Annotated in this window: 20 protein-coding genes; 6 read left to right on the top strand and 14 right to left on the bottom strand. The window is 72.7% G+C overall.

Features of this window, described 5'->3' with window-relative positions:
• Positions 1–4: 4 nt before the first annotated feature.
• Positions 5–304 (bottom strand): hypothetical protein, encoded by a 300-nt coding sequence (locus OG386_RS18570; RefSeq protein ID WP_266604098.1) that lies wholly within the window; start codon positions 302–304, stop codon positions 5–7.
• Between the two features lie 116 nt (positions 305–420).
• Here OG386_RS18570 and OG386_RS18575 point away from each other — a divergent pair, with 116 nt between their 5' ends.
• Positions 421–1,254: a hypothetical protein gene (locus OG386_RS18575; protein ID WP_443053312.1), complete on the top strand. Its 834-nt coding sequence runs from the start codon at positions 421–423 to the stop codon at positions 1,252–1,254.
• Between the two features lie 166 nt (positions 1,255–1,420).
• On the opposite strand, the gene pdxR is transcribed toward OG386_RS18575, so the two are convergent.
• Positions 1,421–2,821, bottom strand: a complete 1,401-nt coding sequence (gene pdxR, locus OG386_RS18580) for a MocR-like pyridoxine biosynthesis transcription factor PdxR (protein ID WP_328789093.1) — start codon at positions 2,819–2,821, stop codon at positions 1,421–1,423.
• A 47-nt stretch (positions 2,822–2,868) separates the two neighbouring features.
• Between pdxR and OG386_RS18585 the strand changes: the two genes are divergently transcribed.
• The gene (locus OG386_RS18585; RefSeq protein ID WP_327383670.1) at positions 2,869–3,360 is read left to right on the top strand and encodes a carboxymuconolactone decarboxylase family protein; all 492 of its coding nucleotides are present in this window, start codon (positions 2,869–2,871) and stop codon (positions 3,358–3,360) included.
• 20 nt (positions 3,361–3,380) lie between these two features.
• Here the strand turns inward: OG386_RS18585 and OG386_RS18590 are convergent, their stop codons facing one another.
• The 5 genes from OG386_RS18590 to OG386_RS18610 all read right to left on the bottom strand — a co-directional run bounded on the left by OG386_RS18590 (position 3,381) and on the right by OG386_RS18610 (position 8,220).
• Entirely contained in the window at positions 3,381–4,187 is an 807-nt protein-coding gene (locus OG386_RS18590; protein ID WP_328789094.1) for a hypothetical protein, read from the bottom strand.
• A gap of 3 nt (positions 4,188–4,190) precedes the next feature.
• Positions 4,191–4,565, bottom strand: coding sequence for a hypothetical protein (locus tag OG386_RS18595; RefSeq protein ID WP_328789095.1), 375 nt, complete (start codon positions 4,563–4,565; stop codon positions 4,191–4,193).
• Positions 4,562–6,271 carry a hypothetical protein gene (locus tag OG386_RS18600; protein WP_328789096.1) on the bottom strand — a complete coding sequence of 570 codons (1,710 nt, stop codon included), beginning with the start codon at positions 6,269–6,271 and terminating at the stop codon, positions 4,562–4,564. Before OG386_RS18600 ends, OG386_RS18595 begins: the two co-directional genes overlap by 4 nt.
• A 134-nt stretch (positions 6,272–6,405) precedes the next feature.
• A complete protein-coding gene (locus tag OG386_RS18605) occupies positions 6,406–7,395 on the bottom strand; it encodes a malate dehydrogenase (protein WP_327383674.1) in 990 nt (329 codons plus the stop codon).
• Between the two features lie 195 nt (positions 7,396–7,590).
• Positions 7,591–8,220 (bottom strand): short chain dehydrogenase, encoded by a 630-nt coding sequence (locus OG386_RS18610; RefSeq protein WP_328789097.1) that lies wholly within the window; start codon positions 8,218–8,220, stop codon positions 7,591–7,593.
• A gap of 71 nt (positions 8,221–8,291) precedes the next feature.
• On the opposite strand from OG386_RS18610, the gene OG386_RS18615 reads away from it, so the two are divergent.
• Entirely contained in the window at positions 8,292–9,173 is an 882-nt protein-coding gene (locus OG386_RS18615) for a LysR family transcriptional regulator (RefSeq protein WP_328789098.1), read from the top strand.
• Here the strand turns inward: OG386_RS18615 and OG386_RS18620 are convergent.
• Entirely contained in the window at positions 9,160–9,726 is a 567-nt protein-coding gene (locus OG386_RS18620; RefSeq protein ID WP_328789099.1) for a DUF3017 domain-containing protein, read from the bottom strand. The genes OG386_RS18615 and OG386_RS18620 overlap by 14 nt on opposite strands.
• A complete protein-coding gene (locus OG386_RS18625) occupies positions 9,716–10,576 on the bottom strand; it encodes a bifunctional methylenetetrahydrofolate dehydrogenase/methenyltetrahydrofolate cyclohydrolase (protein ID WP_030013704.1) in 861 nt (286 codons plus the stop codon). Before OG386_RS18625 ends, OG386_RS18620 begins: the two co-directional genes overlap by 11 nt.
• Positions 10,577–10,824: 248 nt before the next feature.
• Here OG386_RS18625 and OG386_RS18630 point away from each other — a divergent pair, with 248 nt between their 5' ends.
• Positions 10,825–11,490, top strand: coding sequence for a hypothetical protein (locus OG386_RS18630; RefSeq protein WP_328789100.1), 666 nt, complete (start codon positions 10,825–10,827; stop codon positions 11,488–11,490).
• Between the two features lie 78 nt (positions 11,491–11,568).
• Here the strand turns inward: OG386_RS18630 and purH are convergent, their stop codons facing one another.
• Positions 11,569–13,173, bottom strand: a complete 1,605-nt coding sequence (gene purH, locus OG386_RS18635; protein ID WP_327383679.1) for a bifunctional phosphoribosylaminoimidazolecarboxamide formyltransferase/IMP cyclohydrolase — start codon at positions 13,171–13,173, stop codon at positions 11,569–11,571.
• Entirely contained in the window at positions 13,170–13,793 is a 624-nt protein-coding gene (purN, locus tag OG386_RS18640) for a phosphoribosylglycinamide formyltransferase (protein WP_328789101.1), read from the bottom strand. Before purN ends, purH begins: the two co-directional genes overlap by 4 nt.
• A gap of 243 nt (positions 13,794–14,036) precedes the next feature.
• Here purN and OG386_RS18645 point away from each other — a divergent pair, with 243 nt between their 5' ends.
• Positions 14,037–14,621 carry a hypothetical protein gene (locus tag OG386_RS18645; protein ID WP_328789102.1) on the top strand — a complete coding sequence of 195 codons (585 nt, stop codon included), beginning with the start codon at positions 14,037–14,039 and terminating at the stop codon, positions 14,619–14,621.
• Positions 14,622–14,898: 277 nt separating this feature from the next.
• Here the strand turns inward: OG386_RS18645 and OG386_RS18650 are convergent, their stop codons facing one another.
• Positions 14,899–16,503: a cell division protein PerM gene (locus OG386_RS18650; protein WP_328789103.1), complete on the bottom strand. Its 1,605-nt coding sequence runs from the start codon at positions 16,501–16,503 to the stop codon at positions 14,899–14,901.
• A gap of 119 nt (positions 16,504–16,622) precedes the next feature.
• Here OG386_RS18650 and OG386_RS18655 point away from each other — a divergent pair, with 119 nt between their 5' ends.
• On the top strand, positions 16,623–17,888 hold the full coding sequence (locus OG386_RS18655; protein WP_328789104.1) for a helix-turn-helix domain-containing protein: 1,266 nt from the start codon (positions 16,623–16,625) through the stop codon (positions 17,886–17,888).
• Between the two features lie 66 nt (positions 17,889–17,954).
• Here the strand turns inward: OG386_RS18655 and sucD are convergent, their stop codons facing one another.
• Both sucD and sucC read right to left on the bottom strand, forming a co-directional pair.
• Positions 17,955–18,842: a succinate--CoA ligase subunit alpha gene (gene sucD, locus OG386_RS18660; RefSeq protein WP_189733229.1), complete on the bottom strand. Its 888-nt coding sequence runs from the start codon at positions 18,840–18,842 to the stop codon at positions 17,955–17,957.
• A 21-nt stretch (positions 18,843–18,863) separates the two neighbouring features.
• On the bottom strand, positions 18,864–20,042 hold the full coding sequence (gene sucC / locus OG386_RS18665; protein WP_030389142.1) for an ADP-forming succinate--CoA ligase subunit beta: 1,179 nt from the start codon (positions 20,040–20,042) through the stop codon (positions 18,864–18,866).
• Between the last annotated feature and the right edge of the window lie 34 nt (positions 20,043–20,076).

The following is a 20,076-nucleotide window of genomic DNA, read 5'->3' on the forward strand; positions in this document are numbered from 1 at the left end:
GCGATCAGCCGCCGCTGGAGCCGGAGGTGTTCCCGCCGATGCCGTTGCGGGTGACGGCGGACTTCTCGAAGCTGCCGCCGGCGACCTTGCCTGCGGCCACGTAGCCGCCGTAGTAGTACGAGCCGGTGCCGCCGCTCTTGCACTCCTTATTGTTCAGGTGCTGCAGCGTGGAGCGGGAGGCGCAGCGCTTGTCCGGTTCGTCGCTGCTGCCGCAGGCCACGAGGGTGGCCGCGAGCAGGCCCATGCCGCCGAGGGCGACGGCGCCGGAGCGCATCCGGCGCTGATTGGTGCTGCTGCTGTCCATGTCTGCTGCTCCCCCTGGGGCCTCGCGTGCTGCCGACAGAGTAGAGCGGGGTCACCGGCCGAAGGAATCCGGCCGCTGTGAGATCCGTGACCTAGAGTCAGTTCGTGCTGATTGGGATGATTTGTGCGCTCGGTGCGGCGGTCTGCTTCGGTACGGCCTCGGTGCTGCAGGCGGTCGCGGCGCGGGCGGCGGAGCCCGGCAGCGGGTCCGGAGTGGACACGGCGCTGTTCCTGCGGGCCGTGCGGCAGTGGCGGTACCTGGCGGGTCTGGGCCTCGACGGAGCCGGTTTCGTGCTCCAGATCATCGCCCTGCGGCACATCCCCATCTACGCGGTGGGGGCGGCGCTGGCGGCCAGCCTGGCGGTGACGGCGGTGGTCGCGGCGCGGCTGCTGAAGGTGCGGCTGTCCCGGACCGAGTGGGGCGCGGTGGCGGTGGTGTGCGCGGGGCTGCTGATGCTCGGGCTCTCCGCCGGCGAGGAGGGCACGGGGACCGGGTCGACGGCGCTGGAACTGGGAATGCTGGCGGTGGCCGGGCTGGTGCTGCTGGTCGGCGTGTTCGCGGGCCGGCTCCCGGACGGACCGCGGGCGCTGGTGCTCGGCCTCGCGGCGGGGACGGGCTTCGGGGTCGTGGAGGTCTCGGTACGGCTCATCGACTCGCCGTGGGACCTGCGCAACCCGGCCCTGTACGCCCTCCTGCTGGGCGGCGGCGCGGCCTTCCTGCTCCTCACCTCGGCCCTGGCGCGCGGCTCGGTGACGGTGGCGACGGCGGGCATGGTCATCGGCGAGACGATCGGCCCGGCGGTGGTGGGCGTGGTCTGGCTCGGCGACAGCACCCGCGAGGGCCTGGCCTGGCTGGCGGTGACGGGCTTCGCCGTGGCGGTGGCCGGCTCCCTGGCCCTGGCCCGCTTCGGCGAGCCCCCGACCCCGGCCGAATCCGCCCCCACCGGCTGACCTCTTTCAGCTTCCAGCCCCGCCGGCTGACCTCTTTCAGCTTCCAGCCCCGCCGGCGTTCGAGGCGCTCCTCCAGCCCCGCCGGCGTTTGAGGCGACCCTCCAGCCCCGCCGGCGTTTGAGGCGCGGGGGTCCGAGGGCAGCGCCCCCGGCAACGGCGCCGCAGGTCACGGGAGGGCCGCCGACAGGGCCGCCAGGGTCGGGGACCACGCGCTGTCCGGCGGGGTCCCGTAACCCACCACCACCGCATCCCGCGGCGCCGGATCCGCATCCGGATGCCGGAACCGTCCCAGCCCGTGCAACGCCAGGTCCTGCCAGGCCGCCGACTGCAGGACCGACCGCTCCAGCCCCTCCGGGAGGTCCAGCACCGCGTGCAGCCCCGCCGCGATCCCCGACACGCCCACCCGGTCCCCCACCGCCGCCACCAGCTCGTCCCGGCGCCGCCGGTACCGCAGCCGCATCCCGCGCACGTGCCGGTCGTACGCCCCGGAGGTGATGAACTCCGCCAGCGTCAGCTGATCCAGCGCGCCACACGCCCAGTCCATGGGCCGCTTGGCGGCCAGCACCTCCTCCAGCAGCCCCGGCGGAACCACCATCCAGCCCATCCGCAGCCCGGGTGCCAACGACTTGCTGGCCGTCCCGAGGTACACCACCCGGTCCGGGTCCAGGCCCTGCAGCGCGCCGACCGACTGACGGTCGTAGCGGAACTCCCCGTCGTAGTCGTCCTCCAGGATGAGCCCGCCCGTGGTCCGGGCCCAGTCGACCGCGGCCGCCCGCCGGGCCGGGGTCAGGGCGACGCCCGTGGGGAACTGGTGCGCCGGGGTCAGCAGCACCGCGCCCGCCGCCGCGGTCAGCTCCCCCGTCCGGGCACCCTCCCCGTCCACGCCCAGCGGGCGCGTCCGCAGCCCCGCCCGCACCAGCAGGTCCCGGTGGAAGTCCAGGCCGTAGCCCTCCACCGCCACGTCCCGCACCCGTCGGGCCCGCAGTACGCCCGCCAGCAGCGCCAGCCCGTGCAGGAAGCCCGCGCACAGCACGATCCGTTCGGGGTCCGCGTACACCCCGCGCGCCCGCGCCAGGTATCCGGCCAGCGCCTGCCGCAGCTCGATGCGGCCGCGCGGATCAGCCGCGTACCCGAAGGCCTCGTTCGGCGCGTCGGTCAGCGCCCGCCGGGCCGCCGACAGCCAGGCCGCGCGCGGGAAGCCGCCCAGGTCCGGGGAGCCGGGGACCAAGCTGTACGCGGGCCCCTTGCGCGCGGGGCGCCGTACGGGGGCGACGGCCCCGGACCGGCGCGGGCGGGCCCGCTCGGCGACGCGGGTGCCGGAGCCCTGGCGGGCCGTCAACCAGCCCTCGGCGACGAGCTCGGCGTACGCCTCGGCGACCGTGTTCCGGGCGATGCCCAGGTCGGCGGCGAGGGTGCGGGACGACGGCAGCCGGGTGCCGGCCGCCAGCCGCCCGCTGCGCGCGGCCTCGCGCAGGGCCTCGGTGAGCGCGGCCCGCAGGCCGCGTCTGGTGCTGAGGTCCAGGTGCAGGTGCAGGTCGGCGCCGAAAGTGGCCCACGATTCCGTCATGGATATGGACCATATCGGTGGGCCGCCTGCCTCCTAGGGTGAATCACATGACGACCACACACGAACACGCCCCCGAGCACACCCCGCGCATGCACATGGCGAAGCTCGCCCCGGAGGTCTACAAGGCCGTCCTCGCCCTGGAGATCGCCTCCAAGAAGGGTCTGGATCCCTCCCTGGTCGAGCTCGTCAAGATCCGGGCCTCCCAGCTCAACCACTGCGCCTTCTGCCTCGACATGCACACCAAGGACGCGATCGCCGCAGGTGAGAGCGTCGAACGCATCATCCAGCTGGGCGCCTGGGAGGAGTCGCGGCACTTCTACACCGAGAAGGAGCTCGCCGCGATCGAGTTCACCGAGGCCGTCACCGTCCTGACGGACGGCTTCGTGCCCGACGAGGTCTACGAGAAGGCCGCCAAGCAGTTCGAGGAGCGCGAGCTCGCCCAGCTGATCGCCGTCATCGCGACGATCAACGTCTGGAACCGCATCGGCGTCACCACCCGCATGGTGCCGGGCCACTACACCCCGGGCATGTACAAGTAGGACCGGTCGTTGCGGACGGGTCATTCCGGCCTGAACGACTCCACGGCCGCCGTCAGGTTCGCGCGCACCGCCGTGCCGTCGGCGGCCGGACCGGCCGCCAGCAGTGCCCACCGCCTGCCGTCCGGGGCGGCCGTGATCCGCTCGATCGCGCGGCGGCGTCCGTGCGACTCCTGGTTGTCGTACTCGTACACCAGCTCGCAGGACCCACCGGACGCCGGATCGAGGGAGACCTCCTGGTAGCCGGGACGCGTTGCGAGGGCCTGCGAGGAGGTCCGCAGCAGCTCGCACGCCCCGACGCCGTCCGACTCGGTGACGCGGAAGAACTGCATCAGCGCACTGCGGTCCCCGGGCCGCCGGTAGAAGGAGCCGCTGCCGGTCTCGTCGTGGCTGCGCTCCCATCCCGCGGGGACGGCGACCGAGAAGCCGCCTTCGTCGCGCACCACCGTGTACGCCGGCGGGACCGAGGGCGACGCGGAGGACGCGGAGGACGCGGAGGAGGAGGCGGTCGGGGACGCGGCCGGAACCGTACCGGACGGTGGGGCCGGAGTACCCGGAGCCGACGGGGCCGCGGCGGGTGCCTTCGGCTCTCCGTCGCCCAGTACGAACCATCCCGCCACGGCGCAGCCGCCCACCACCGCCGCCCCGAGGGCCACCAGCAGCGGGACCCTCCACGACCGTTCCCGGCCCGGGCCGCCCTGGCCAACCGGGCCGCCCGGGCCGCCCGCCGGTGGGCGGGGCGGGTACGAGGGCGGGGGCGGCGGGGGCTGCTCCGCCCACTCCCAGCGCTGCGACTGCGGATTCCAGTGGGCACCGCCACCCGTGGCCACCGGTCAGCTCCCCAGCGAGGCGAGCAGCCCGCCGAGGGCGGCGGCCGCGTTCACCGAGTCCACCACGGGGGCCCAGCGCTGGAGCGCGCCCCTCAGCCGGGCGGGCAGGCCGGGCCGGATCTCCCCGGTCTCCGCCAGCTCGCCGGCGGCCTCGTCCAGTTCGGCGTCGAGCGCCGACCGGTCGGCGCTGCGGGGCAGGTGGACGAGGGCGATGCGCAACTCCCGTACGGCCTCGAGCAGTTCCGCCGCGCCCGGAGCGGCCGCCCCCGTACCGTCGTGGTGGACGGTGGTGTTGGTGATGTTGGTGCCGCCGATGCTGAAGGTGCTGCCTTCGATGCGGTTGATCCGCACTTCCCCGGCTCCCCCGTCTTGCGTCACTGCCGGTCTCCCCTGCCTGTGTGGTGGCTCGTCTGGTTGTGGTGCCCGCTGCCGCCCACGCTGAACGCGCTGTGGCTCACGGACTGGATGTACACCCCGCCCTCCGCGACGGTGACCGCGCGCTGCGCGAACTCCTCCGTGTGCCAGCCCGCTTCGTGCAGGGCCAGGGTCACGCCGCCGACGATCCGGTCCTGGATGGTCTTCAGGTACCGGTCCAGGTCCATCAGCTGGAACAGGGAGGCGTCCTCCTGCGCCGCCAGCTCGCGTACGGACGCGGCCGGACCGGCCGGGAGGGCGCCGCCGTGGCCCTCCGTGGCGATCTGCCACGGGCCTCGGCTGCCGCCCGAGAGGGTGGCGAGCGCCTTGGAGAGCGACCTCGGGGCGTGCCTCAGCGCCCAGACCGTCTTGGCGAAGGGGTTGTTCCGCAGGTGGCGCCGGGCCACGTCGTCGGCCTCCTGGAACTGGGGCCGTACGGGCAGCAGTACGTGCGGCGCCACCTCCAGCATCAGCATCCCGCCCTGGGTGTGGACGCGTACGAAGACGGTGATGACGAGGTTCTCGTCCCAGCCGCCGACCCGTACCCGCAGGAAGTGGCGGCGGCGCTCGCCGCCTTCCTCCACCGCTGCGGCCCGGTGCGCGTCGAACGCCCGGTCCGAGAGGTCGGGCTCGTGCGCCACGGGCAGCCCGGAGGCCGGCAGGAACACGCACTCGTCGACGACCAGTTCCCGCAGCCGGTCCAGTACGGCCTGCTCCGCTTCCGGCGAACCGTGCGGCGACGGGACGCGCAGGGCCTCCAGCCGCGGCCGGATCCGGGCCACGATCCGCTCGTTGTCCAGCGGTTCGGGATCGACCCCGTCCGTGCGCGGGCGCAGCTCGACCGACAGGTGCCAGGGGCGGTAGGCCGCGCCGGCGCCGCAGAACGGATCGTCGACGTCGTAGATGACCAGGCGGCTGTGCTGGGTGCGCAGGATCCGGTCGCGGATCCTGGCGAACCGGCGGCCGGAGGCGGGGTCGGCGTTCGGGTCGGCGTACTGCGTCCGGCTGAGCGAGGTGCTGATGACGCGGGCGAAGTGGCCCCGCTGGAGGCCGACGACCAGGGTCAGCAGGGCGAAGACGATCAGGGCGGTCCAGGCGTACCTGCCCGCGATCGCGTAGCCGAGTTGGGGCAGCCCGAAGAGGACGGTGAACGGCTCCCGCTCGATCCCGCGCAGGATGCCCTCGTAGATCATGAGCGAGTCGTCGACCCCTCCGACGTTCGTTTCGCCCTGGAACGCGCCCTGCACCACGCCGATGCCGACGCCGATGAGCAGCACGTAGCCGCAGCCGCGCAGCAGGAGTTCGAGGAAGCGGCTACCGCGCGACGTCGCCGCCCGGCGTCGCGCGATCCGCCCGGCGCCGCTCAGGAAGGCGGCCGGGAGGAGTAAGAAGAGCAGGAGCGGCTGGGCCAGCACGAGCCCGAGGCCCCACACGGCCAGGACGGCCGAGGCCCAGGCCACTTCGGCGCGGCGGGCCTGGAGCGCGTGGGCGAGGACGCGGGCCGCGTCGAAGCCGTAGGAGGGCGCCACGAAGCGCTCCTCGTGGACGTAGAGCTCCTCGATCACCCGGTCGCGGTACGCGGCGTCGAGATAGCTGCCGGCACACAACAGTCGGCCCGCTTCGCTGAGCGAAGGGTGCACCGGAGTTCTGTCGTCCGCGGTGCTTGTCACCGAATCCCCCTTTCGGTGTGCGGAGGGAAACGATAAGGCGATCATCGGGAGCGCGACAGGCGCGATCACGCCAAAAGGCCCCGGCGCAATGCGCCAGGGCCCTTCGGACATGCGGATCGGGTCGGGTGACCGGATCAGATCAGGCCGAGCTCGCGAACCGCGTCGCGCTCCTCCGACAGCTCCTGGACGGAGGCGTCGATGCGGGTGCGGGAGAACTCGTTGATGTCCAGGCCCTGGACGATCTCGTACTTGCCGTCCTTGCAGGTGACGGGGAAGGAGGAGATCAGACCGGCCGGGACGCCGTAGGAGCCGTCCGACGGGATGCCCATCGAGGTCCAGTCGCCCTCGGCGGTGCCGTTGACCCAGGTGTGCACGTGGTCGATGGCGGCGTTGGCGGCCGAGGCGGCCGAGGACGCGCCACGGGCCTCGATGATCGCGGCGCCGCGCTTGGCGACGGTCGGGATGAAGGTGTCGGCCAGCCACAGCTCGTCATTGACGACCTCGGCGGCGTTCTTGCCGGCGATCTCCGCGTGGAAGACGTCCGGGTACTGGGTCGCCGAGTGGTTGCCCCAGATGGTCAGGCGCTTGATGTCGGAGACGGCGCTGCCGGTCTTGGCGGCCAGCTGCGAGATCGCGCGGTTGTGGTCCAGGCGGGTCATCGCGGTGAAGCGCTCGGCCGGTACGTCCGGGGCGGCGGCCTGCGCGATGAGCGCGTTGGTGTTGGCCGGGTTGCCCACGACCAGGACCTTGATGTCGTCCGCGGCGTGCGCGTTGATGGCCTGGCCCTGCGGCTTGAAGATGCCGCCGTTGGCGGCGAGCAGGTCGCCGCGCTCCATGCCCTTGGTGCGCGGGCGGGCGCCCACGAGCAGCGCGACGTTCGCACCGTCGAAGCCCTGGTTCGGGTCGTCGAAGATGTCGATGCCGGCGAGCAGCGGGAAGGCGCAGTCGTCGAGCTCCATGGCGGTGCCCTCAGCGGCCTTCATGCCCTGGGGGATCTCCAGAAGACGGAGCTTGACCGGCACGTCCGCGCCGAGCAGGTGACCGGACGCGATGCGGAAGAGCAGCGCGTAGCCGATCTGGCCGGCGGCGCCGGTCACGGTGACATTCACGGGAGTGCGGGTCATGGCCTTCTCCGTTAGACAGCTGGCGGTGGGGCGTCCCTGCCCCATGTGCTGGAGGACGCCGCTCCCCAGTAAATCTTGACGTGAAGAGACATCCGCGGTCAGGCTATCCGACCCGGGAGCGGGCTAACCCCCGGGACCGTGTGGTGCACGGCACACGGACCCCGCCGTTCGAAGGTTCGACCGGCCGCCGGACCGTTATTCGACCAGGAAGACCTGGCCCGTCCGGTGCCCTTCGATCGACTTGACGTAGGCGTTCGCCGCGCGGGCGACGGGCACGGCGTCGAATCCCGCGAAGGTGTCCCCGTACGCGTCGAGGGACTCCTCGAAGACGGTGGGGCTCACGGCGTTGATCCGCTGGCGGCCGGGCAGTTCGACGGCGGCGGCGCGCACGAAGGCCTCGACGGCGCCGTTGACCAGGGCGGCGACCGATCCGGTGAGCAGGGGCTCGCGGGCGAGGATTCCGGTGACCAGCGTGAACGAGGCGTGCGCGGGCAGGTGCCGGGCGCCCTGGCGGACCAGCTCGATCTGGCTGACGGCCTTGCCTTCGAGGCCGCCGCGGATGTCGTCCGTGGTCAGCTCGCCGAGCGGGCGCCACGGCACGCTGCCGGCGGCGCTCGCCACCGCGTCGATCTCACCCACCTGCTGCGCCACCTGGGCGTACATGGCGCGGATGGACTCCGGGTCGGTGATGTCGACGTGGACGTCGGCGCCCGTGCGGGAGGCGGTGACGACCTGGTGGCCGCGCTCGCGCAGGGCCTCGTGGACCGCGCGGCCGAGGGTTCCGTGCGCGCCGATCAGTACGACCTTCTTCGTCTTCGCGTTCATGGCACGAGCATCGACGGGACCCGACCATTAAGTCCAGCTACCTCAGCTACAGCCATCGTTAAGCTGAACTCATGCTTGATGTGAAGCGCATGGTCATCCTGCGGGACCTGGCGGAGCACACCCGGGTGACCGCCGTCGCCGACCTGCACGGAGTGACCCCCTCCGCCGTCTCCCAGCAGCTGCGCGCCCTGGAGGCCGAGGCCGGGGCCGCCCTGGTCGAGCGGGACGGGCGCGGGCTGCGCCTCACCCCCGCCGGCGCGGCACTGGCCGCCGCGTGCGAACCGGTGCTCGCCGCCCTGGAGCGGGCCGAAGGGGCCGTACGCGCCCTCGACGCCGAGTTGAGCGGGGAGCTGGCCATCGGCTGCGCCCCCAGCGCCCTGGCCACGGTGGCCGCCCCGCTCGTCGCCGAACTCGCCGTACGCCACCCCCGGCTGCGCCCGCGCATCGTGCAGGCCGACCCCGAGGAGGCCGTGCCGCAGCTGCGGCAGCGCCGCCTGGACCTGGCGGTGACCTACGCCTACCCGCTGCTCGGGGCCCCGCCCGCGGCCGGGACCACCGCGGTGCCGCTCTTCGACGACCCGCTGTGCCTGGCACTGCCGCGGGCCCTGCTCCCCGCCTACGAGCGGGACGGGCTCGCCGCCCTGCGGGAGAGCGCCTGGGTCTCGGCCCCGGCCCCGAGCAGCTGCCGCGAGATGCTGCTCCACGCCTGCCGGAACGCCGGATTCACCCCGCGCATCGCGCACGAGTGCGCGGACCTGCGGTCCGGGCTCTGGCTCGTCGCCACCGGGCAGGCCGTGTCTATCCTGCCGAAGCTGCTGTGCGACGCCCCGCCGCCCGGCGCCGCCGTACGGGAGCTGCCGGGCCCGGGGCGGACGCTGGACGTCCTGGTCCGGGCGGGCACGGAGACCCAACCGGCCGTCGCGGCCACCCTGGCCGCGCTCACCGGACGGTGAAGCGGACCGCACTCTCCATGAACGGGATCGGCAGCCACGGCTTGGGCGCCGCCATCACCAGCGCGAGCAACGTGATCGCCACGCCCAGCAGCCCGTAGGTGATCATGTCCGTGAAGCGGGAGCGCACCGCGAGCATCCCCACCGAGGGCAACACGCGCCGCATCACCGAGGCCGCGATCAGGGCCAAGCCGATGGCCAGGCAGCCGACCCGCGGGTGACCGAAGGCCGTGGCCAGCAGCCCGACCGCGGTCGCGGTGAGCACGCTGAGCATCGGCCACTGGCGGGCCGGCGTGGACACGGCCCCGGGAACGGCACGGCCGCTGCCCTCGGGGCGCGCGGTGTCCCGGGTGATGGAGGGGAAACGGCGGGACCTGACCGGCGCCTCGGCCCCGGCCTGGGCCGCCCCGGCCTGGGCGGCCCCGGCCTGGGCGGGACCGGCCTGGGCGGGACCGGCCGCGACGGGCGTCGCGGACGCGACCGGAGCGACGGGGGTGCCGTTCGCCCGGGCCGCGCCGCCGCCCGTCGCGTTCTCCGCGTCCGATTCAGCCTGCACTGGTGGTCCGCTCCGCCGCCTCGACGACATTGACGAGCAGCTGGGCCCGGGTCATCGGACCGACCCCGCCCGGGTTCGGCGAGATCCACGCGGCCACCTCGGCCACGCCGGGGTGCACGTCACCGACGATCTTCCCTTCCCCGTCGCGGCTCACGCCCACGTCGAGCACGGCCGCGCCCGGCTTCACGTCCTCCGGCTTGACCAGGTGCGGGACACCGGCCGCCGCGACGATGATGTCCGCCTGGCGCAGCTGCGCGGAGAGGTCCCGCGTACCGGTGTGGCAGAGCGTCACGGTGGCGTTCTCGGACTTGCGGGTCAGCAGCAGGCCGATGGAGCGACCGACGGTGATCCCGCGGCCGAGGACGACGACGTGCGCGCCGTTGATGCCGACGCCGTGGTGGCGCAGCAGTTCGACGATCCCGTACGGGGTGCAGGGCAGCGGTCCCGGCTCGTTCAGCACCAGCCGGCCGAGCGACATGGGGTGCAGGCCGTCGGCGTCCTTCAGCGGATCCATCAGCTCCAGGACCCGGTTGGTGTCGATGCCCTTGGGGAGAGGGAGTTGGACGATGTAGCCGGTGCACTCCGGGTTGGCGTTGAGCTCCCGGACGACCGCCTCGATGTCCTCCTGGGAGGCCGTCCCGGGCAGTTCGCGCTGGATGGAGGCGATGCCGACCTCGGCACAGTCCTTGTGCTTGCCGTTCACGTACCAGCGGCTGCCCGGATCGTCACCGACCAGGAGGGTGCCGAGGCCGGGGGTGATGCCCCGGGCCTTCAGGGCCGCCACACGGGCGGTCAGTTCGGACTTGATCGCTGCGGCGGTGGCCTTGCCATCGAGAATCTGGGCGGTCATGACCCCATCCTCCCGGATGAGGTGGCCCCGGTTCCAGTCAAGGCACTCGCAGGGGCTCAGCGTTCATTGCACTTGCACAACAAGTCACCGGTCGCACCCTAACCAACTGGACAAGCCCGGGCCCGTCGGACCACGATGAATCGACTGATGTGCCGCGGGCAGTGCCGGGGGGGGCGGGACCGCACCGTGCAGGATTCCTCCGCGCTCATGCCGTGCGTCCCCGCACTTCCACGGAGGAACACCCCAACATGAGCTTCGGCGAACCGCACAATCCGTACGGACAGCAGCAGCAGCCGCAGGGCCAGCCCGGCTACGGCTACCCCCAGCAGGCACCCCAGGGCGTCCCGCCGCAGGGTGGCTACGCCTACCCGCAGCAGGCCCCGCAGGCCTACCCGGGCGGTCCCGGCGGTTACCCGGGCGGATACCCGGGTGCGCACATGGAGATGCCCGGCGGCGCGAAGGCGGCCCGCGTCATCCTCTTCATCGTGGGCGCACTGCAGGTGCTGGGCGGCCTGTTCTTCATCATCGGTGGTGCCGTGTTCGCCGCGGCGCTCTCGGGATCCAGCTCCTCCAGCTCCTCTGCGCAGGACGCGGGGGCCATCGCCGGCACCGTGGGCGTCGTCCTCGGCATCTTCTTCATCGGCCTGTCCCTGTGGCCCATCCTGACCGCGGCCAAGATGGCCAAGGGTCGGGGCGGCGTCCGCGTCTCCGGCATCATCTTCGGATCGCTGCAGGCCCTCTTCGCCGTTCTCGGCACCCTCGGGAACCTGGTCGCGCTCGGCGCCGACGACAGCACCCCGGCCGGCTTGGGCGTGGTCGCCGTACTGCCGTCCCTGGTCTCCCTCGCGCTCGGCCTCACCATCGTCATCGGCCTCGCCAAGGCCGGGGACTACTTCCGCCGTCCGCAGTACTGACCCCGTCGTACGCACACGGCGAAGGCCGCGTCCCGCAGTGCGGGGCGCGGCCTTCGCCGTGTGTCGGGCGTGCCGGACTCAGTGGAAGAAGTGCCGGGTCCCGGTGAAGTACATGGTCACGCCGGCCTTCTGCGCGGCCTCGACGACCTGCTCGTCACGGACCGAACCGCCCGGCTGGACCACGGCCTTGATGCCCGCGGCCGTCAGGATCTCCAGCCCGTCCGGGAACGGGAAGAAGGCGTCGGACGCGGCGTACGAGCCCTGCGCGCGCTCGGCGCCGGCCCGCTCCACGGCGAGCTTCGCCGAGTCGACGCGGTTGACCTGGCCCATGCCGACGCCGACCGAGGCGCCGTCCTTGGCGAGCAGGATCGCGTTGGACTTGACGGCCCGGCAGGCCTTCCAGGCGAAGGCCAGCTCGGCGAGTTCCGCCGGGGACAGGGCGTCGCCGGTGGCCAGGGTCCAGTTGGCCGGGTCGTCGCCCTCGGCCTGGAAGAGGTCGCTCTGCTGGAGCAGCGCACCGCCGGAGATGGGCTTGAGGTCGCCCGGCTGGTGCGGGGTGCCGTCCACCTTCAGGACGCGGATGTTCTTCTTCTTGGCCAGGATCTCGACCGCGCCGTCCTCGTAGGCGGGGGCGGCGATGACCTCGGTGAAGATCTCCGCGACCTGCTCGGCGAGCTCGACGGTCACCGGGCGGTTGACGGCGATGACGCCGCCGAAGGCCGACAGCGGGTCACAGGCGTGCGCCTTGCGGTGGGCCGCGGCGACATCCGTGTCGACCGCGATGCCGCACGGGTTGGCGTGCTTGATGATCGCGACGCAGGGCTCGTCGTGGTCGTAGGCGGCGCGGCGCGCGGCCTCGGTGTCCACGTAGTTGTTGAAGGACATCTCCTTGCCGTGCAGCTGCTCGGCGTTGGCGAGTCCGCCCGGCTGTCCGTCCGTGTAGAGGGCGGCGGCCTGGTGCGGGTTCTCGCCGTAGCGCAGGGTCGACTTGCGCTCCCAGGCGCCGGCCAGGAACTCGGGCAGCGCCGCGGTGTCGCCCTCGGGGGCCTCCGGGGCGTACGCGTTCGTGAACCAGGAGGCCACGGCCACGTCGTAGGCGGCGGTGTGCTGGAAGGCCTCCGCCGCGAGCCGCTTGCGGGCGGTGAGGTCGAAGCCGCCGCCCTGGGCCGCAGCGATGACGTCGGCGTAGCGGGCCGGGCTGGTGACGACCGCTACCGAGGGGTGGTTCTTGGCGGCGGCGCGGACCATCGACGGGCCGCCGATGTCGATCTGCTCCACGCACTCGTCGGGCGTGGCGCCCGACTGGACGGTCGCCAGGAACGGGTAGAGGTTGACGACCACCAGGTCGAAGGGCTCGACGCCCAGCTCGGCGAGCTGGTTGCGGTGGTCCTCCAGGCGCAGGTCGGCGAGGATGCCGGCGTGCACGCGCGGGTGCAGGGTCTTGACCCGGCCGTCCAGGCACTCGGGGAAGCCGGTCAGCTCCTCCACCTTGGTGACGGGCACCCCGGCGGCGGCGATCTTCGAGGCGGTGGAGCCGGTGGAGACGAGCGCGACGCCCGCCCCGTGCAGCCCGAGGGCCAGCTCTTCCAGTCCCGTCTTGTCGTAGACGCTGATGAGCGCACGACGGATCGGCCGCTGGGTCGTGGTCGGGTCGTTGCTCGCTGCGGTGTCTGCGGCGGTCACTGGATTGTTACCTTTCGTCCCTCAATGCGGTAGCCGTGCCGGGCCAGGCGCCCCACGACATCGACGAGCAACTGGCGCTCGACTTCCTTGATGCGCTCATGGAGAGCGGCTTCGTCGTCCTCGTCCCGGACCTCGACCACACCCTGGGCGATGATCGGACCGGTGTCCACGCCGCTGTCCACGAAGTGGACCGTGCAGCCGGTGACCTTCGCGCCGTAGGCGAGGGCGTCCCGTACGCCGTGCGCGCCCGGGAAGGCGGGGAGGAGGGCGGGGTGGGTGTTGATGAACCGGCCGCCGAAGCGGTCGATGAACACCTTGCCCACGATCTTCATGAATCCGGCGGACACGACGAGGTCCGGCGCGTACGCGTCGGTCGCCTCGGTGAGGGCGACGTCCCACTCCGCGCGGCTGCCGTAGCCCTTGACCGGGCAGACGAAGGTGGGGATCCCCGCCTTCTCCGCCCGCTCCAGGCCGGCGATGTTCTCGCGGTCGGCTCCCACGGCGACGACTTCGGCACCGAAGCCCTCGGATCCGCCGGGATGGGCGTCGATGGCATCGAGCAGGGCCTGGAGGTTGGTGCCGGAACCGGAGACCAGCAGGACCAGGCGGGAGGCGGCCATGGGAGGCCCTTTCTCGCGGGATTGCGGTGTTCGTCTTGTGTGGTCATACGAAACTTCGGGGTACCGGTATATGGGGAACCATACGAAGCCACCGACCGCCTGCAACGATACCGGTACACCGGACAGCCCCCGAGGGACGGGGGGACGGCCGGGCGGTAGCGTCTGGCGTACGAGCCGCAAACTGGCCTCACCTCGCCACGACGTCCCCGCGACGTCCATGACACAGGGGAAGAAACACACCCGATGCCGGACCGCCGTCAGCCCGACTCCCCCACCGACGACAACCCCTTCGCGGCTCCGCCGGAAGGCCGGCCCGACCAGCCGTGGCAGCCGCGCAACGGCGGTGGCGGCGGGAACGGCGACGGCCAGAAGGACTCGGACGGCCAGCGGGGTCCGACGCGCTGGGACCCGACGGACCCGATCCAGCGCCGTGCGCGCTACGCGCTGCTGGCCGGCATGTGGGGCGTCTTCTTCGGGATCTTCGGGATCCCGTCGGTCGGGCTGCTGCTCGGGGCGCTCGCCATCTACTGGGGCATCAGCGCGCTGCGCGGCAAGCCCGCACCGGCGACCGCCGAGGGCGCCCCGGCGGCACCGGCCGGCCTGGACGCCCTGGGCCCCGCGGCCCGCCCCCAGCGCACCGCGGCGGTGAGCGGCCTGGTCACGGCCTCGCTGGCGATCCTGCTGGCGTTCAGCTCGTACGCGTTGCAGCTCGCCTACAAGGACTTCTACGTCTGCCGCGACGACGCCCTCACCCAGTCGGCGGAACTCCAGTGCAACACCCTCCTCCCGGACAACCTGGTGGGCGACGTCCTGAAGGTCCGCCAGTAGGCCCCCTCCCCGACCCCGTTGGCCCAGCCCAACCCAGCCGGCGCTCAAGGCACCCTTCCAGCCTCACTGGCCCACCCCCGCCCCGCCTCACCCCCGAACCCCGCCTCAACCTCCGAACCCCGCCTCACCTCCGAGCCCCGCCTCAACCTCCAGCCCCGCCGGCGATTGAGGCGCCCTCTCAGCCCCGCCGGCGATTGAGGCGCCCTCTCAGCCCCGCCGGCGATTGAGGCGCGGGGTCCGGGGCGGAGCCCCAGCGGCGGCGCCGCACCCGAACGGCCTACTCCGGTGGCGGCTTCCGCCGGGCCAGCACCCGCGCCCCAACCACCGGCGGAGCCAACGGCACTGACACCGCCTCGGCCGCCCCACCCGGCCCGGCCGCCCCGGCCACCCCGGCCACCCCGGCCAGCAGCCCCGGATCCAGATCCAGCCCGGACACCACGGTCACGGCCCGCCTCCCCCGCCCCGCAGGCACAGCGGCAGGAGCCGCAGGAACCGGAGGCACCGCGATATCCGGAATCAGCGCCCCCGCAGCCTTCCTCATCGCCGCCCACCGAATCTCCCGCACCCCGCTGTCGTGCCACCCGTCATCCACGGCCACCGCTTCATCGCCCTCCATGGCGGCCGGCCCGATCGCCGGCCGAGTCCGCCACGCGTGCACCGCCACCGCAACCGGAACGGCCAGTACCGCCGTCCAGGCGAAGGCCGCCACCCCAGTGGTCCACCACACCGGCCCGAATTCCGACAGCCGCCGCGAGCCCAACGGCCCCGCCGAGGCCGCCGCGAGCCCGGTCATCGCCAGGCCGCACACCACCGCGCCGAGGGCCGCCGTGAGCGCGGTCTCCCCGTACGAGACCTCGCGCGCCCGGCGTACCGCGAACCAGCCCACCGCGAGCCCGGCGACCACCGGAACCCCGGCCACCGCCCAGGTCAGCGGGGTTCCTGGCCCCTCGGCCGGGAGTGCAGCCAGCAGCGGGAAGCGGGGCAGTCCCGGCGCGCCCGGGAAACCGAGGGGGGTGGCCGTCGCGCCGGCGCCGAGGGCGAAGCCCGGCCCGAGCGCGTAGGACGCTCCCCAGACCATGGCGTTGGGCATCAGGGTGAGCGCGAGCAGCAGGACGGCGAAGCGGCCCGACCAGACCCCGGTCAGCGACAGGAAGGAGTACTGGACCTCGGCGCCGTGCCACGCGAGCGAGGCACCGACGACGAGCGCGCCGCCACCCAGGAGCACCAGGGCGCCGCCCGCGCCCGCCCGGAGCGCCAGCGCGTAACGGGGGCGCACGACAGCCTTCCGTACGCCCCTGGGCAGCCAGGACGGCAGCGGCCCGAGCGGACGCCCCCGGGCCCCCCACACCCCGGCGGCGGCTGCGAGTACGGCCACCAGCGGGACGTGCCAGGCCGCACTGATGGGGTCGGCCGGTAGCGGGCCGCCGGCGGCGTACACCGTGACGAGGGCCCCGACGGCGAGATATCCGCAGAGCACGGCCGAGAACACGGCCCCGGCGGGCAGCACCTCCTCGTCGTCCTCCTCGGCGGCGCTCCCCAGCCGGGCGGCCCGCCGCATGAGCAGCACGGGCAGCACGACGAGGAGCAGGGGCGTCATTCCGACGGGTGCGGGGACGCCGGACAGGGTGTCGTAGCGCACCAGCTCCGTCCCGTGGGCGAGCAGCCACAGCCCGGCGGCCAGGTGCAGGGCCCCGCCCGGGCCGCTGTCGGGGTAGGGGGAACTGATCCACAGCACGATGACGAGCACGGCGAGGAAGCCGAGCCCGAGTCCGGCCGCCACGGCGCCGCCCACGACGCATGCGGCGGCGGCCGGTGAACGGCGCCGCACGCCGGCTCGCGGGGCCGCTGACAACGGGGTCCCGTGTTCGGTCACTTGGGTCACTCCGCCATGGTGCCAACGACACGCGCTATGGACGGGTAACAGGCGAATGTCCGTGGTGTCGCCCAATATACGTTTATGTACTTTTTCGCCCAGATCGTCCAGTCCGCGGGGAGTGTGGCATGACACCAAGCGTCGAGACGACCTCCTCAGAGGACTCGGAGCTGAGCCTGCCCGCCCCCAAGGAGCGCCGCAGACTGCGCGAGGCGGCGGAACTGACACACGATGAGGTCGCGGCGGCCGTGGGCGTCACCGCGGCGACCATCCGCTCCTGGGAATCGGGCCGCACGGCCCCCCGCGGGCGCAAGCGCGAGCTGTACATGCAGTTCCTGGCGCGCCTGGCCGCCCTGCCGCAGGAGGCCGGTCCCGCCGGGGCGCCCGGGGAGGCGAAGACGGCGAAGGCGGCCGAGGAACCCGCTGCGGACCCACCCGCGCCGGACGGACCGGCCGCGGACGGACCGACCCCGGCCGGACCGACCGCCGACGCGCGGACCCAGCCCGACGAGCTCTCCGTCGATCTCCCCGTCGAGGCCCCCGACGTGCTCCCCGACGAGGCCCCCGTGAAGGTCCCGGCACCGGGCCCCGCCGATGCCTTCGACGCCCTCTACGCCCACGCCGCCCACGACCTCGCCCGGCAGGCCTACCTGCTCACCGGCCGCCGGTCACTCGCTCTGGAGGCCGTGGAGAAGGCCTTCGTGCAGGCCTGGGACCGGTGGCCCGAGGTCGCCGCCGACCCGGACCCGGTGGGCTGGGTGCGCGCGATCGCGTACGAGTACGCGCTCTCCCCCTGGCACCGGTTCCGGCGCGCCCACCGCCATCCGGACAAGCCGCCCGCCGAACCCGCCGACCGGATCCTGCTCGACGCCCTGCTCTCGCTCTCCCCCGCGCACCGCCGTACCGTCCTGCTCTACGACGGCGTCGGTCTCGACCTCCCCGACACCGCCGCCGAGACCGAGGCCACCACGCCCACCGCGGGCAACCGGCTCGTGCACGCGCACGCCGACCTCGCCGACCGGATCCCCGAACTGGCCGACGTACCGCTCGAAAAGCAGTCGGCGCTGCTGCGCGACCTGCTCACCGGGCTACGACCGGCCGTCGACCTCGACCCGCGCCCGGCGGTCGTCGTCCGCGGCGGCGGCGAGCGGCGCACCCGGACGTGGACCCGCGCGACCCTCAGTCTGACGGCGATGATCGCCGTCTCGACGGCCTACACGGTCATGACCGCGCCCACCCACTACGAGCCCCCGCTCGCGCCCGGCGAGAGCGTCTCCGGCGTGCCCCCGCTCGCCGGCCCCCAGCAGCTCACCGAGCGGAGCAGGAAGCTCCACGACAAGTTGCTCGCCGACCCGGAGGCCGGACCGGCGCGGATCGCCCCGAAGGTCGAATGAGCCGATGAGAACGGGCGTGGCCCGCACCCCCCGAGGGGTGCGGGCCACGCCCGTGCAGTGTCGCGCTTACTTGGCGGCGAGGATCTCGCGCGCCAGCTTCGCGGTCTCGGTCGGCGTCTTGCCGACCTTCACGCCGGCGGCCTCGAGGGCCTCCTTCTTGGCCTGCGCCGTGCCGGAGGAGCCGGAGACGATGGCGCCCGCGTGGCCCATGGTCTTGCCCTCGGGGGCGGTGAAGCCCGCGACGTAACCGACGACCGGCTTGGTGACGTTCTTCGCGATGAAGTCCGCCGCACGCTCCTCGGCGTCGCCGCCGATCTCGCCGATCATGACGATCAGCTCGGTGTCCGGGTCGGCCTCGAAGGCCTCCAGGGCGTCGATGTGCGTGGTGCCGATGACCGGGTCGCCACCGATGCCGACGGCCGAGGTGAAGCCGATGTCACGGAGCTCGTACATCATCTGGTAGGTCAGCGTGCCCGACTTGGACACGAGACCGATCTTGCCGGGCTTGGTGATGTCGCCCGGGATGATGCCGGCGTTGGACTGGCCGGGGGTGATCAGACCCGGGCAGTTCGGGCCGATGATCCGGGTCTTGTTGCCCTTGGCGGTCGCGTACGCCCAGAAGGCTGCGGAGTCGTGCACCGCGATGCCCTCGGTGATGACGACGGCCAGCGGGATCTCGGCGTCGATCGCCTCGACCACGGCGGCCTTGGCGAAGGCCGGCGGGACGAAGAGGACGGAGACGTTGGCGCCCGTCTTCTCCATCGCCTCGGCGACGGAGCCGAAGACCGGGACCTCGGTGCCGTCGAAGTCGACGGTGGTGCCGGCCTTGCGCGGGTTCACGCCGCCGACGATGTTGGTGCCGTCAGCCAGCATCAGCTTGGTGTGCTTCATGCCCGTGGCACCGGTCATGCCCTGGACGATGACCTTGCTGTCCTTGTTGAGGAAGATAGCCATGTGAGTCTGTGACCTCTGCCCTTACTTCGCAGCCGCGAGCTCGGCGGCCTTGTCGGCCGCGCCGTCCATGGTGTCCACGCGCTGCACCAGCGGGTGGTTGGCGTCCGAGAGGATCTTGCGACCCAGCTCGGCGTTGTTGCCGTCGAGACGGACGACCAGCGGCTTGGTGACCGCCTCGCCCTTGTCCGCGAGCAGCTGCAGCGCCTGGACGATGCCGTTGGCGACCTCGTCACAGGCGGTGATGCCACCGAAGACGTTGACGAAGACGGACTTGACGTCCGGGTCGCCGAGGATGATCTCGAGACCGTTGGCCATGACGGCGGCGGAGGCGCCACCGCCGATGTCCAGGAAGTTGGCGGGCTTGACGCCGCCGTGGTTCTCGCCGGCGTAGGCGACGACGTCGAGGGTGCTCATGACGAGACCCGCGCCGTTGCCGATGATGCCGACCTCACCGTCGAGCTTGACGTAGTTGAGGTTCTTCGCCTTGGCGGCGGCCTCGAGCGGGTTCGCGGCCGCGTGGTCCACGAACTCCTCGTGACCCGGCTGGCGGAACTCGGCGTTCTCGTCGAGCGAGACCTTGCCGTCGAGCGCGATGACGTCGCCGTTGGCGACCTTCGCGAGCGGGTTGACCTCGACGAGGAGCGCGTCCTCGGCGATGAAGGTCGCCCACAGGGTCACGAGGACCTCGGCGACCTTCTCGGCGACCTCGGCCGGGAACTGCGCCAGCGCGACGATCTCGCGGGCCTTCTCGATGGTCACGCCCTCGTTGGCGTTCACCGGGACCTTGGCGAGCTTCTCCGGGGTCTCCTCGGCGACCTGCTCGATGTCCATGCCGCCCGCGACGGACGCCATGGCGAGGAAGGTGCGGTTGGTCCGGTCGAGGAGGTACGAGACGTAGTACTCCTCCAGGATCTCCGGAGCCGTCTCGGCGATCATCACCTTGTGGACCGTGTGGCCCTTGATGTCCATGCCGAGGATGTCCGTCGCCCGGGCGACTGCCTCGTCCGGGGTGGCGGCCAGCTTCACGCCACCGGCCTTGCCGCGGCCGCCGACCTTCACCTGCGCCTTGACGACCGACTTGCCGCCCAGCCGCTCGGTGGCCTCGCGAGCCGCCTCAGGCGTGTCGATGACTTCACCGGCCAGCACCGGTACACCGTGCTTGGCGAAGAGGTCCCTCGCCTGGTACTCGAACAGGTCCACGCGCGTCCGTCCCTTGTCTTTTTAAAGATTCGCA

The sequence above is a fragment of the Streptomyces sp. NBC_00273 genome (assembly GCF_036178145.1).
Classification (GTDB): domain Bacteria; phylum Actinomycetota; class Actinomycetes; order Streptomycetales; family Streptomycetaceae; genus Streptomyces.